Source organism: Variovorax sp. P1_G12, from assembly GCF_056405555.1.
The window spans coordinates 117,316-130,574 of the sequence record NZ_JBFUBW010000003.1 but is presented as its reverse complement, the minus strand read 5'-3'; the positions used below and the strand labels follow the sequence as shown (position 1 = coordinate 130,574).

Here is a 13,259-nt window from a genome sequence, read left to right as displayed (position 1 = left end):
AACTTCGAGGCCACGGGCCGGTGATCCAGAAGCTGGTGCAGGTGTCGGGGGCGAAGGTGGATTGAGCGGCGGCCGGACGGCGAGCGATGCGCTGGCTGGCCAGTGTTCAGCGAACATCCGCGTCGAACCAGCTGTTGCGCCTCCATGACATCGATGTCCCGCCGGAGCCAGCACAATCGCACCCCTTCGGCGACACCGTCACTGCGTCGGCGTGGAAGAAGAAGCCCAGCTGGAGCGCCACGATCTGGGGCGCCAGACCAGCGTCTGCGGTCAGTCGTGCAGGCTCTTCGCGATCAGCTCTCGCAGCATCGACAGCGCGGGCGCGTCCGTACGCCCCGCGAGTGTGATCAGCCCGAAATGCGCGCGGGTCGCTATCGCGGGCCTCACAGGCAGTTCCACCAGGTCCGGCGCGGCCGCGCGGATCGCGAACAGAACCGCGTCGCTATCGCGCACCACCTCGACCAGACTCGACAGTTCGTTGCAGCGCAAGCTCACGCACTCGTCGGGATGCCCCTGCGGACCGTAGGCGACGACCATCTCGCGCACCACTTCGTCGCCCAGCGGAGTCGAGGCGATCGGGTACTCGCGCACGGCATCGAAGCCGATCGCGCCGCGCTTGCGCGCGAGCGGGTGGCCACGCCGGCACATGAAGGCTCCTCGCATCTCGGCCACTGCCTCGACACGCAGGTCCGTCGCCGGCCGGAACGCGCGCATCTCGTGCACCACGGCATCGAGTTGCCGGTTGCGAAGCGCCTGCACGAGCCGGTCTCCGTCGCCGCGAAGGATGTCGACGCGGATCGACGCGCCGCGCTGCGCCATGTCCGTCATCAGCCGCTTGGTCAGCAGTGCTCCCGGCCCCGCGCCGAGGCCGACGCGCAGCGTGCCGGTGCGGCCGCCGAGCTTGCGTCCGCCGGACGCCGCGAGTTCGTCGGCGTCGAACACGAGCTGACGGGCCCGCTGCAGCACCTCGCGCCCGAAATGAGTGAGCTCGCTGCGCCGCCCCACGCGTTCGAACAGCCTCCGGCCCAGTTCCTCCTCGAGTGCCTGGATGCTGCGGCTCAGCGCCGGCTGCGTGAGGAAGAGTGCCTCGGCCGAGCGCGTGAAGGAGGCGGTCTCGGCCAGCGAGATCAGGTGCCGCAGTTGGACCAGTGTCATCGCCGAAGCCGTTGGGTTGCCATGAGATCAAATTATGGCAAAGCGAAAAACAATGCATTGGACTTTGGATCGGCAACCCCCTAGATTGCGGGTGCCGTACTTCGAGGCCGCATTCGGGCGCTCGAACCCGCACGGCGCCCAACAATCACGATCACCGAGACGTCCGATGCCCCTGCCATCCTTTCGCCAGCTTTCCCTTTCCATCCTTGTCGCGAGCGCCGTTGCGCCGGCCGCCTTCGCGCAGACGCCCACGCCGCGCATCGCCGCGCTCGTCGACGGCATGTACCCGCAACTCGATGCGATCTACAAGGACATCCACGCCAATCCCGAGTTGAGCTTCAAGGAGACTCGCACGGCCGCCAAGCTCGCAGCAGAAATGCGCGACATCGGCTTCGAAGTGACCGAGAAGGTTGGCCGCACCGGCATCGTCGCGATCTACAAGAACGGCCCGGGACCCACGGTACTCGTGCGTACGGAGCTCGACGCACTGCCCATGGAGGAAAAGACCGGTCTCCCCTACGCCAGCAAAGTCAAGGCCGATTGGAATGGCCGCGAGACCTTTGTCGCGCACAGTTGCGGGCATGACATCCACATGGCAAGTTGGATCGGGACCGCACGAACACTCGTTGCGCTCAAGGACCAGTGGAAGGGCACGTTGATGTTCATCGGCCAGCCGGCCGAGGAAGCGGGTGGCGGCGCCAAGGCCATGCTGGCCGACGGCCTGTTCAAGCGCTTCCCCAGGCCCGACTTCGCTTTCGCTTTGCACACGAACCCGTCGCCCTACGGTTTCGTGGGATACCGCGTCGGTGCCATTACCTCTGCTGCCGATGGTCTCGAAATCACGTTCAAGGGACGTGGTGGACATGGGTCGGCGCCGGACAAGACCATCGACCCTGTCGCGATCGCTGCACACTTCATCACCGACGTGCAGACCGTGGTCAGCCGCGAGAAGGACCCGGCCGAGTTTGGTGTAGTGACCATCGGATCGATCCAGGGGGGAACCGCAGGCAACATCATTCCTGATTCAGTCGTTCTCCGCGGCACGATCCGCAGCTACAAGCCCGAGGTGCGCGAGAAGATGCTGGATGGCGTTCGACGCACCGCAAAGGCTGCGGCAGCAATGGCCGGCGCGCCTGACCCCGCGATCGATCTCGCAGACGGTGGAGCGGCAGTCATCAACGACGAGGCAGTTGTTCAACGTACTGTCGCTGCACTCAAGTTGCAGCTGGGCGCTGCAAAAGTGGTGCAAGTTCCTCCAATCACGGCAAGCGAGGACTTTTCGGAGTATGTGAATGCAGGTGTGCCGTCGATGTTCTTCTTCGTCGGCGTGAGCGACCCTCAGCAAGTCGCCGAATCGTTGAAGCCTGGCGGCAAGCCATTGCCGTTCAATCACTCGCCTTTCTTCGCTCCGGTTCCGGAACCTTCCATCAAGATGGGGGTGCAGGCGATGACAACGGCTGTGCTGGCCGCGATGAGCAAGTGATGACGCTGTGATCGACCAGAGCCGGTGAATGCGACGACCCCGGACGGGCGGACCGCTAAGCCGTCACGGAACTGGACTTGGATCCCCACGCGGCGTAGCATCGTTTTTCCCTTGCCGCCCGAGCCGCGGCGACAAGGCGATCTTCGTGCGGCTCCCATGGAGGTTCGTATGAGCTATCACCTGGAAGGACGTCTCCTGGAGGTGTGCAACTGCAATGTGCTGTGCCCCTGCTGGATCGGCGAGGACCCTGACAACGGCACCTGCGACACCATCATCGCGTGGCGCATCGACAAGGGAACGATCGACGGCGTCGACGTGGGCGGCAACACCATCGCGGCCGTGGCGCATGTGCCGGGCAACATCCTGCAAGGCAACTGGACCGCGGCGATCTTCGTCGACGACCAGTCGTCGAAGGCACAGGAGGAGGCGCTGCTCAAGGTCTACACCGGCCAGGCTGGCGGGCCGATCGCCGACCTCGCCAAGCTCATCGGCCAGGTGGTGTCGGTCGAGCGGGCGCCGATCCGCTTCACGGTGAACGAAGGCAAGGGCGAATTGGAGATCGGCAAGAACTACTACGCCGAACTCGAGCCCTATCGCGGCGCGACCGGCGGTCAGACCACTCTCTCCGACACCGTGTTCTCGACCGTGCCGGGCGCGCCGGTATTCGTCGGCAAGGCCCCGACCTATCGTTCCAAGAACCCCGCCCTCGGCATCGACGTCGACATCAAGAACCACAACGCCCTGCAGAGCACCTTCGTCTTCGACGCGTGAGCGGTGCCTCGATGAGTGCCACCGCGGGTGCCAGGTCGGCGCGCCCAGCGCCGAGCGGTGCCTCCCGTCACCGTCGCGTGTTCCTGGCGGTCCTGGCCGCGCTGATCGCGTTCGCATGGCTGGTGTTGTGGGCCTGGACGCGCAGCCCGTACGGACGCTATCTCGAGCACGACGACTGGACGTCTTCGGGACCGGCGGCGTTTCTGTGCCGTGCCGTTCCGGCCGGCGGTGTGGTGGTACCCCTGGTGCTCTACGCCGCCGCCTGGATCTTGATGACGGCCGCCATGATGCTGCCGACGACCCTGCCCTTGTTCAACGCCTTCGACCGGTTGACGGCCCAGCGCCCGGACCATGGGCGCCTGCTGATGCTGCTCGGCCTCGGCTACATGGCGGTGTGGGGCGCCTTCGGGCTGCTGGCGCATTTGCTTCACGCCGGCGTGCTGTCGGTGCTCGCGGCGGCGCCCACGCTCGCCGGGCATGGCTGGCTGATCGGCGCCGCGACGATCGGCTTGGCCGGCGCCTTCCAGTTCAGCAAGCTCAAGCACCGCTGCCTGGACAAGTGCCGAACGCCCTTGAGCTTCGTCATCGAGCATTGGCGCGGTCAAGCCCAGGCGCGTCAGGCCTTCGCCCTCGGCGTGCACCACGGCCTGTTCTGTGTGGGCTGCTGCTGGGCGCTGATGTTGTTGATGTTCGCGCTCGGCACCGGCAGCCTCGGCTGGATGCTGCTGCTCGCCGCCGTGATGGCGATCGAGAAGAACCTTCGCTGGGGCCGGCGTCTCAGTGCGCCACTCGGATTCGCGCTGCTGGCCTGGGCCATCGTCCTGGTGGCCACCCATGCCTGAGGCGCGCGGCGGCCTGCCCGCGCTGCGGACGATCCTCCTGACCGCGGCGGCCATGCTCGCCTTCGCCGCCAACTCGTTGCTGTGCCGGCTCGCGTTGCAGCAAGCCAGCATCGATCCGGCCAGCTTTTCCAGCATCCGGCTGGTTGCCGGAGCGCTGACGCTCGCCGTCATCGTGCGGCTCAGGCCGGAGCGGGCATCGCAGGGCCGGGTCGACTGGCTCGCCGCTGCGATGCTGTTCGCCTATGTCGCGTTCTTCTCCTTTGCCTATCTCAGCCTGTCCGCCGGCACCGGTGCGTTGATTCTGTTCGGCGCGGTTCAACTGACGATGTTCGGCGTGGGACTGCGCGCCGGCGAGCGCTTCGGACCGATCGCGTGCATCGGTCTGCTCCTGGCCGTCGCAGGGCTCTTCTACCTGGTGTCGCCGGGTGTCGCCGCGCCGCCGCCGCTGGGTGCCGCCTTGATGGCGATCGCCGGCGTGGCCTGGGGCGTGTACTCGCTGCGCGGCCGCGGAACCGCGGACCCGCTGGCCGCGACGGCGTCCAACTTCGCGCGGGCGGCGCCGCTTGCGCTGCTGCTGAGCCTGCTGTTCGCCGCCAGGGCGCAGGCGGATGCCGGCGGGGTCGCCCTGGCGATCGCCTCGGGCGCACTCACCTCCGGCATCGGCTATGTCATCTGGTATGCCGCCCTGCCCGCGCTGTCCGCCATGCGCGCCGCCACCGTGCAGTTGTCGGTACCGCCCATCGCCGCATTCGGTGGCGTGCTGTTCCTGTCGGAGGCGATCACGCCGCGCCTGGCCGTCGCCTCCGGGGCGATCCTCGGCGGCATTGCGTTGGTGCTCGCCAGCAGGTCCCCCAAGGCGCGACCCTAGCGCGACAGGCCGGCGACTTCGGCCTTGTCTGCAGGGCCCCGCTCAGCGCGGTTCGACGGCCGGCGGGTCGGCGCTGTCGAGCCACGCGTTGACCAACGTATAGGACACCGCCAGCAGGACCGGGCCGACGAAGATCCCGACCAGTCCGAAGCCGAGCAGCCCGCCGATGACGCCGGCGAAGATCAGCAGCAGCGGCAGGTCGGCGCCGCGCTTGATGAGCATGGGACGCAGGAAGTTGTCCATGGTGCCGACGATCAGCGTCCACACCAGCAGGAAGATGCCCCAGCCGGTCGAGCCGTTCCAGAAGATCCAGATCGTGGCCGGGGCCAGCACCAGCGTCGGTCCGAGTTGGACGATGCACAGCATGAACATCACCGCGGTGAGCAAGGCGGCAAAGGGCACGCCGGCAATGGCCAGGCCGATGCCGCCCGTCACGGCCTGGACGATGGCCGTCACCCCCACGCCCAGCGCCACGCCCCGGATCGCCTTGCCTGCCAGCACGACAGCGTCTTCCCCGCGCGGACCGCCAAGCCTGCGGCCGAAGCGCCGAACTTCGGCGGCCGCCGATTCGCCCTGGGCGTACATCACGCCCGCAATGACCACGGTCAGCAGGAACTGCAGCGTCAACGCACCCACGACGCCGGCCTGCGAGAACAGCCAGCCCGTGACGCGCGAGGCATAGGGGGTGACCTTCGCCTCCAGGCCGGAAACGCCCGAGGCCACGAGTTCGTCCCAGGCCAGCACCAGCTTCGGCCCGACGAAAGGCACGCGGCCTAACCAGTCGGGAAGCTGTGGCGGCCCCTTGCTGATCTGCGACTTGAACCAGGCGACGACTTCGTCGGCATTGGCCGCGATCGTCGAGATCGCCATGGTCAGCGGCAGCACGAACAGCAGCAGCAGGATCAGCAGCATCACCAGCACCGCCAGGCTGCGACGATTCCACAACCGGGCCTCGAACCACAGCAGCGCCGGCCAGGTGGCGACCACGACCATGACGGCCCAGATCGTGGCGCCGAGGAAGGGGCGAAGGATCCACAACGAGGACCCGATGAGCAGGACGATGGTCAGCACGCCGAAGGTGATCTTGGCGAGGTCGGAGCGAGTGTCGATCATGATGTTTCACTTCCTTTCGGAGGCCTCGCAGTGCGCGCGACGCTCTTCCGTATCAAGGCGTGCCGATCGTAGCCGAGGTCGGGCCGCGGCCCTGCACACACTCAGGAGGGCTTTTTCTTCCCCGTCCCCGGGGCGGGGCGAAGCCTCGCCAGCTTCAATGCCTCAGCGCCCATCGAGCCAGTCCAGCGACCGCCTGTCGACCAGCGAACGACTGAACATTTCGCAATGGCCGAATGGGCAGGACGGGTTCGTCGCGTAACGCCAAGGCTCGATCGAAAAGCTCGATCTGCTTGCGGTACAACGTGACCAGGCGCGGGTCGACCGGCCGTCCATACAACGGGTGGTAGGACTTTCCGTGGCAGCACGAGGCGCGGAGCAGCAACTCGTGCGCTCTCGCACGGTGCCCCTTGGCCAAGGCCGCGTCGCCCTCGGCCGCCAGGCGGCCGCCGGCTGCGGTCCAGGCCCGGTGGAATGCATCGTCGTCGCCTTCGCCGACGACGCGCGCCACGGCCTCGATCTCGCCGTAGTCCGGGCCGCCATAGGGGATGTATCCCAGCGGCCAGGTGCCCAGGCGTTCATGCAGCGTGTCATTGAATAGCTGTCCCATCGGGTCTTCCTCGAAGACCAGAGAGCCACGGACGGCCGGTGGCTCTGGTCGATGTTCGATTCTGCGGCAGGGATGGGCATGCACGACGCCGGGCCATGTTGCGCATGAAACCCCCGGGCTTCACGTCGGCGACGCGCTGCAGATCTGCGTCATTGCGCTGATGTCCGGGATCGGCGAGCGCTTGGCGGAGAACCACTCCTTCGACCAGCGCGAAGCCGACGCACTGCCGAGCTCGAGGCCGTCACGCAGCCACCCGGCCACCTGGATGGACGACTTGTCGCGCTTCGCACCCGCATCGGCGACCGGGACCGGGCGCGCCGGCGGCGTGCTGATCGGGCACGAGGCGGCGGGCACCGCGTCCCAGCGCTTGAAGGTCTCCTTGTACTTGACGCCCGATGCCGGGACCGCATTGACCACCGCCGACGGACCGCTCTGGCCCACGTGGCCGAGGCGGTTGGTGATCACCGGCTCGGGCATGGCATAGCCGCCCGCGCCGTAGAGCGAGCCGCCGGCGCGCGCGTCGCAGGTCGACGGGCCGGGCGAGTAGCTGGCGTCGTTCACCACCACCGAGTAGTTGGTGCAGCCCTGCGTCGGGCAGGGGAAGTAGGTCTCGAGCTCGTCCGCTCCCGGGCAGGCCGGGTCATCGCCCGGCTTGCCGCTGCAACTGCCCACGGGCGCCGCCCCCTTGGCGTTGGGGCTGTCCTGCACCACGTAGAAGAACAGCATGCCGGTGGCGCTGTCGAAGTAGTACTTGTCGAAGGAGGCCGGCGTGCCGTCTGCATTCGTGATGTCGGCGATGCTCGAGGCCGGGCTCAGGGTCTTTCTGGGGAAGACACACACGGCCTGGCCCGCCTGGTCCCTGGCCTCCTGCAGGCCGCCGCAGCCGGTCTCGGGCCGCAGCATCACGCCCTCGGCCGGGCAGCCCTTGCCGCCCCCGGCCATGTTGGTGCCCGGGTTCTGCTGGTCGAGGTTGAAGCAGTTCTGGCCGTCGTACAGGCCCGACAGGCGATTGAAGCTGCGCCGCACCGCCAGGTCGTTGAAGTTCACGCCGTTGCCGCCCCAGGACTTGTAGCCGCGCGTGATCGTGAAGGCGCCGGTGGGCGGAACGCTGGGCGAAGTGCCCTGGGCATTCGAGTAGCAGATGCCCACCCGCACGTGGAAGGGCTTGTTGCCCATGTCCGACTTCACCGCGTCGGTGAGGCCGACGCGCACCATGCCCGGCATGCCGGTCGAGGGCGCGCTGGCCTTGTGGCCGGCGTCGCTGCTGGGCGCGGTGCGCACCGTGTAACCGGTGCCGCTCGCGACCTTGGGCTCCCAGATGTCCAGCCCGTTGCGGCTTTGCAGCACCATGCGCTGATGCTCGCCCGCGTCGGTGGAGTCCTTGACGAAGACCATGTCCTGCCAGGACTCCGGCGTCGGGTACATGGCCTCGAATTCGAGCGAGGCCATGTTGCCCGGCGAGATCATCGAGGTGGCGCGGCCTTCGTACTGCTCGTCCTGCGAGCCCGTGGCCAGGCATTCGTCGACCGCGTTGCCGGTGCGGTTGAAGGGCAGGTTGTTGAGCGAGATCGGATACTCGTCGGGCACCCGCACCCCGTTCGCATCGACCACCTGCAAGCCCGTGAGGGAGCCGTCGAGGTCGATCACGGCGGTGTTCTTGTCGCCGTCCTTGAAGGTGTTCACGTTGACCCGCTCGGTGTAGATCTGGTGGCGCAGGTCGACGTTGTCGAAGCTCAGCGCCTTCACGACCGTGGCCGTGGGATAGGCGCTCTGGTTGGACTGGAACCAGCCCAGCGCGGCATCGCCTTCGTAGCTCGTGTAGGCATCGAGGTCCGGGAAGTTCGGCTGCTTGCTCCACACGAATTGCTTCAGCGCCGTGCGATCCTCCACCGTAAGGGAATCCGTGATGTCCTTGCGGAAGTTCACGAAGTGGTTGCGGATCACCCGCACCGGTCCGTCGTAGATCATGTAGCCGGCCGAATTCCAGCGCGGCGACGGGTAGCCCTTGTCCATGATCTCGTTGGCCCGCGGGTTGCGGTCGACGCAGCCGTAGCCGTCCCCGCTGGTCGGCGGGCAGGGTCCCCAGCGGTCGACGTTGTTGGTGCTCATGCCCACCATCACCGAGTCCTTCAGCAGCGACCACACGCCGGGCCCGTTGCCGTCGGGGCCGCCCGAGCTCACCAGCGTCACCGATTCCCGGTTGGTCGCGAAGCGCCCGGTCTCGACCGCGTTCCACATCGGCCGCACCCAGACGCCCCGGTTGCGGATGCGCGTGGCCGTGAAGCCCTTGAAGTGCGAGATCACGTTCTGCCCCGAGTCCGTGCCGTCGGCGGTGGGGAACATCTGGCCTGACTTCACCGGCAATTCCTCCTCGCCGAACAGGCCGTCGAAGCAGCCATGCGCCCGGTTGTTCAGGAAGGAGCCCAGGCGCTCGAAGCGCTGCTTGCCCGTCGCGGGCGGCACGTACCAGTAGGCCTTGCCGGTGCCCTGGCAGCCGGCGATCGAATTGCCCTCGATCCGGGTGCCGGGGTTGCCGATCCAGAAGCCGCTCGACTGCTCGACGTACATCAACTTCGAGTCGGGCGCGCAAGGGGCTTCCTGCGCGAACACCAGCGCGCCCGGCACTCCGGGGTCCGCCTTGTAGCAGCTGCCGTGCATGGGGTTGGCCTGACTGTCCGTGTTCGGCACGTTGAGGCTGTCGTACTCGTGGCCCGCGACCTTGACCAGGTTGTCGCCTTCCCACCAGTTCTTCACGAGTTTTTCCTCGTCGTCGGTCCTCGGCACCTTCGCTTCGTCGATGCCGAAGTGATGGCTCATCGCGCCGATGCCCAGGTTGCCGATGAAGCTGCCGCCCTGCTCCTGGGCCAGCTCCTGGTAGAAGAGGTGGCCGACGGCGCGCGCGCAGACGTTGTTGGTGATCGCCACGCCCTGGCTCATGTGCACCGTCACGCACTTGTTGTAGCTGTGGTGGATGCTGTTGCTGTCGACCAGGTGGGGCCCGGCCTGGCCGGTCATGTGGAAGTGGATCGGATAGCTGCCCAGGCGTGCCTTACCGAACTTCTCGAGTTCCACGCCCTGGATCTTGGCCTCGGCGAAGCCGGCCAGGATGCGGATCTCCCCGCCCCAATGGGCGTTCTGGTCCTTGGCATCCGCGCTCGCGGTGGCCGGCGTGCGCGCGCTGAAGCTGATGCTGCGGCTGATCAGCCCCACCTCGCTGCGCTCGTCGACGCCATAGTTGGTGCTGGCGTCGGCGCCGTAGTTGGCCTCGGAGGGCAGGCCCGGATCGGCACCGCCGAAGTGGTAGTGGCGCAGCGGCTGCGCCAGCGTCAGCAGGCTGCCGCTGCCCGCGGCCTCGACCGATGCGATCTGCACGAACTCCGACTCGAAGGGGCTGAAGCTCGAGGTCGCGACCACGATCCAGTCGCCCGCCTGCCATCCGCCGCCGTCGCCCTTGCGCACGTCGGCCGCCAGGTACAGCCGGCGTTCGCCGCTCGCGGCCACGGGCGCGCCGATGCCCTTGTCGGCCGCCTGGTAGCGGATGGGGCCGGCGGGACGGCTCAGATGCGTCCAGCTGACACCCTTGGGCGCCGCGCCCTTGGCGCCGTACAGGCGCAGGATGCCGCCCATTCGCACTTCGATGCCCTTGTCGGAGCCGCTGTCGATCGCCGGGTCCGAGGGGATCTGGGAGCCCGTGAAGGTGACTTTCACGCGGCCTTGGGGATCGCCGTCGTTGCCCACCGGGCAGCTCTCGGTGCCGATCGACAACGTGCCCGCCACGAGGATGCCGGCGGTCTCGACCTCGAGCGTGCCGCCGGGAATGATGTGCGGCACCGCGAGCTTGCCGTTGGCCGCGATCGTGATCTTGCCGAGCGCGTTCTTGTCCTTGTCGGTGAACGACTGGTCGATGACCACGCGCGGCCCGCAGCCGCCGTCGCCGCCGATGGTCACGTTGCGCTTCGCGTCGAACGTGCAGGACGAGAGCGGGACCGTATCGCCTTCATCCTTGGAAAGAAGAAGGCTCTTCGCGCTGCCGCCGCTCACGCCGTCGAAGGCCGTGGCGCAAGGCGCCGCGACCCCTTGGGGCACGGTGGCGAGCAACGGATAGCCTCCGTTGGATCCACCGCAACCGGCCAGGACCGTCAAGGCCAGCAGCAAGCTGCTGCGAACTGCAAAACTGAGCATCTTCATTCCTCCAAAAATCTTCGAGAGTCCACCGGACCGGATGGAACGGGCTAGGGCGTTTTCGTGAACACCCCGCGCGCGATGTCCTGGGCGTAGTACTCGATCTGCAGGCTCTCCGACAGCCCCGAGACGCCGGGCCTGAAATCGATTCTGGAGAGCGATCCTGGCTCGGCGTTCTCTCCGAACAGATCGAAGACGAAGGTGTTGCCGTTCCAGTGCCGCAGCGTGAAGGTCCTGGCGCCCGCCGGCCCCATCTTCAGGACCAGGCCGCCGCCGTTGGCTTCCACCACCGCGCGGCCGTAGTAGTTGTTGGCATAGGTGCCGGTGTAGGCGTTGCTGCCCAGGGGGGCCACGGGCTGGGCCGCCGGCTGCTGGCCGACCAGCGAGCCGTCGAGGGCATACAGTTCCGCCATCCTGGCCCCGTAGGCGACGTACCAGTCGCGCGAGACCTGGCCGAACTCGACCAGGTCGTCGAAGGCGGCGTTCAAGGCCTCGGCGGCCCCCACGGGCGCCGCGTTGGTGAGCGTGACGATCGCGACCCCCGCCGACGGGATCATCGAGAAGGCCGTGCCCGCGCCGAGCAGGAAGGCGCCCGAATGGCCAAGCTTGACGCGCCCGGAGGGCGAGGTGCCGACATTGAAGCCGTAGCCATAGAAGCCCGCGCGCGCCGACGCACTGGTGGACGGCGAGGACACGATCTGCGCGCTGATCGCGGGCAGCAGGGCCTCTGCCTTGACCACCGGGCGTCCCTCGTACGACCCGTTCTGCAGGACCAGCGACATCCAGTGCGCGACATCGTTGACGCTGGAGCTGACACCGCCCGCCGGCGACTGCGCATCGGGCCGGCGCTGGTACAGCGCCTGGTAGCTTCCATCGCGCTTCACATGGCCCGAGGCCCGGTTGCCGCGCTGCATGAAATCGGCGAAGCGGGAACTCGTGGACGTCATGCCGAGCGGCTGGTAGAGCGTGCGCTCGGACAGCGTCGCCCAATCGAGCCCGGCCGCCGTAGCCGCGGCCTCGGCCCCGGCCGTCAGGCCGAAATTCGTATAGGTGTACGTGGTCCGAAAGGGCTGCAGCGACACATAGCGCAGGCGCTGCAGCACCTGCTGGCGGTCGTAGCCGAGGTCCTCGAGGTGATCGCCGACGTGCGGCCCAAGGCCGGAGCGATGGGCGTAGAAGTCGCCGATCGTCACGTGCTGCGTGGTCCAGTCGTCCGACAGCGCGAACCCGGGCAGCTGGGTCGCGACGGGCGTGTCCCAGGACACCGTCTCCTTGCCCACGAGCCCGGCCACCACGGTCGCGCCGATCGGCTTCGACATCGATGCGAGTTGGAACACGGTGTCCGCATCGACCCGTTCGGGCGAGCCGATCCGGCGCACTCCGAAGCCCTTGGCATAGACCGTCCTGCCGTCCTTCACCACGGCCACCGCCATGCCCGGAATGTTCGATCGGCGCATGATGTCGGCCGCCAGTTCGTCCAGCTTGGCCACGGCGGCATCGATCTGCCCTGCCGGAATGGGGGTCGCGTAGGTCTCCGAAGGCGACTGCGACCCACCCCCGGCCGGGCCGGCATTCGCCGGTGCGGGCACGAACACCACCCCGCCGTCGCCGCCGCCGGCGCCGGCGCAAGCGGCCAGGGCGAAGCTGGCGCCCAGAACCACCGCCTGCGCACCCCTGCGCATGGGACTTCTTGCAGACATCGAGTTTGTTGTTTTCATTGATGCGTCCGAGTTCGGACGCGCGATTGTGTCTGCGTTCGTGGGGTTGTCCAAATTACGGATGTAGCGACCCCGGCGCGCGGATATCGACCCACGCCTGGGCCTGGCTGAGCTGCTGCGCCACCCGTCCGTCCTGATGACCTTACCGCCGAGGGTTTTAGCACTCTTCGAACGAGCCCTATCGACATCCCGCGATCGGGATTGGGCAATCCATTGGGCAGGCACAGCACCACGTAGTGGTCCTGCAATGCATCCAGCACGCCGACTCATCGAGGTCGGGGCGCTCGCTCATGCAGTGCCTATGAGGGGATCACGGCGACCGGGCCCTGCAACCGCACACGGCACCGGGGGGGCATCTGGGGCACGCCCTCTGCATGGGGCGAGAAGATCGTCAGCAGGCGCGCATCGTCTTCGCAGTCGCAGTTCAAGGCCGGTCCGCATTTCGTCGGAAATGGTCGAGCCCGCGGCGTAGCGGCGGGGCGCCATGTGCGCCATATTGGCCCCGACGGAAATGGCCGAT

At 67.5% G+C, this 13,259-nt stretch carries 9 protein-coding genes; 4 read left to right on the top strand and 5 right to left on the bottom strand.

Annotation, left to right across the window (positions count from 1 at the left end; genetic code table 11):
* Positions 1–270: 270 nt before the first annotated feature.
* Entirely contained in the window at positions 271–1,155 is an 885-nt protein-coding gene (locus tag AC1D2O_RS04725; RefSeq protein WP_478094369.1) for a LysR family transcriptional regulator, read from the bottom strand.
* Positions 1,156–1,321: 166 nt separating this feature from the next.
* Between AC1D2O_RS04725 and AC1D2O_RS04720 the strand changes: the two genes are divergently transcribed.
* The 4 genes from AC1D2O_RS04720 (at position 1,322) to AC1D2O_RS04705 (ending at position 5,119) form a co-directional block, all read left to right on the top strand.
* Positions 1,322–2,638, top strand: a complete 1,317-nt coding sequence (locus AC1D2O_RS04720; protein ID WP_478156337.1) for an amidohydrolase — start codon at positions 1,322–1,324, stop codon at positions 2,636–2,638.
* A gap of 168 nt (positions 2,639–2,806) precedes the next feature.
* A complete protein-coding gene (locus AC1D2O_RS04715; RefSeq protein ID WP_478156335.1) occupies positions 2,807–3,409 on the top strand; it encodes a DUF1326 domain-containing protein in 603 nt (200 codons plus the stop codon).
* A gap of 11 nt (positions 3,410–3,420) precedes the next feature.
* Positions 3,421–4,251: a DUF2182 domain-containing protein gene (locus tag AC1D2O_RS04710; protein ID WP_478090596.1), complete on the top strand. Its 831-nt coding sequence runs from the start codon at positions 3,421–3,423 to the stop codon at positions 4,249–4,251.
* Entirely contained in the window at positions 4,244–5,119 is an 876-nt protein-coding gene (locus AC1D2O_RS04705; protein WP_478090597.1) for a DMT family transporter, read from the top strand. Before AC1D2O_RS04710 ends, AC1D2O_RS04705 begins: the two co-directional genes overlap by 8 nt.
* 42 nt (positions 5,120–5,161) lie before the next feature.
* Here the strand turns inward: AC1D2O_RS04705 and ydiK are convergent, their stop codons facing one another.
* The 4 genes from ydiK to AC1D2O_RS04685 form a co-directional block, all read right to left on the bottom strand.
* Positions 5,162–6,232 (bottom strand): AI-2E family transporter YdiK, encoded by a 1,071-nt coding sequence (gene ydiK, locus AC1D2O_RS04700; RefSeq protein ID WP_478090598.1) that lies wholly within the window; start codon positions 6,230–6,232, stop codon positions 5,162–5,164.
* 154 nt (positions 6,233–6,386) lie between these two features.
* On the bottom strand, positions 6,387–6,839 hold the full coding sequence (locus AC1D2O_RS04695; RefSeq protein WP_478090599.1) for a hypothetical protein: 453 nt from the start codon (positions 6,837–6,839) through the stop codon (positions 6,387–6,389).
* Positions 6,840–6,959: 120 nt separating this feature from the next.
* Complete coding sequence (locus AC1D2O_RS04690) at positions 6,960–11,021, bottom strand: G8 domain-containing protein (protein ID WP_478156334.1); 4,062 nt, start codon at positions 11,019–11,021, stop codon at positions 6,960–6,962.
* A 50-nt stretch (positions 11,022–11,071) separates the two neighbouring features.
* On the bottom strand, positions 11,072–12,703 hold the full coding sequence (locus AC1D2O_RS04685) for a serine hydrolase (protein WP_478090601.1): 1,632 nt from the start codon (positions 12,701–12,703) through the stop codon (positions 11,072–11,074).
* Between the last annotated feature and the right edge of the window lie 556 nt (positions 12,704–13,259).

Coding starts and splice junctions, on each gene's coding strand:
- AC1D2O_RS04725 (WP_478094369.1), bottom strand. CDS start 1,155: ATGACACTGGTCCAACTGCGGCACCTGATCTCGCTGGCCGAGACCGCC.
- AC1D2O_RS04720 (WP_478156337.1), top strand. CDS start 1,322: ATGCCCCTGCCATCCTTTCGCCAGCTTTCCCTTTCCATCCTTGTCGCG.
- AC1D2O_RS04715 (WP_478156335.1), top strand. CDS start 2,807: ATGAGCTATCACCTGGAAGGACGTCTCCTGGAGGTGTGCAACTGCAAT.
- AC1D2O_RS04710 (WP_478090596.1), top strand. CDS start 3,421: ATGAGTGCCACCGCGGGTGCCAGGTCGGCGCGCCCAGCGCCGAGCGGT.
- AC1D2O_RS04705 (WP_478090597.1), top strand. CDS start 4,244: ATGCCTGAGGCGCGCGGCGGCCTGCCCGCGCTGCGGACGATCCTCCTG.
- ydiK (WP_478090598.1), bottom strand. CDS start 6,232: ATGATCGACACTCGCTCCGACCTCGCCAAGATCACCTTCGGCGTGCTG.
- AC1D2O_RS04695 (WP_478090599.1), bottom strand. CDS start 6,839: ATGGGACAGCTATTCAATGACACGCTGCATGAACGCCTGGGCACCTGG.
- AC1D2O_RS04690 (WP_478156334.1), bottom strand. CDS start 11,021: ATGCTCAGTTTTGCAGTTCGCAGCAGCTTGCTGCTGGCCTTGACGGTC.
- AC1D2O_RS04685 (WP_478090601.1), bottom strand. CDS start 12,703: ATGCGCAGGGGTGCGCAGGCGGTGGTTCTGGGCGCCAGCTTCGCCCTG.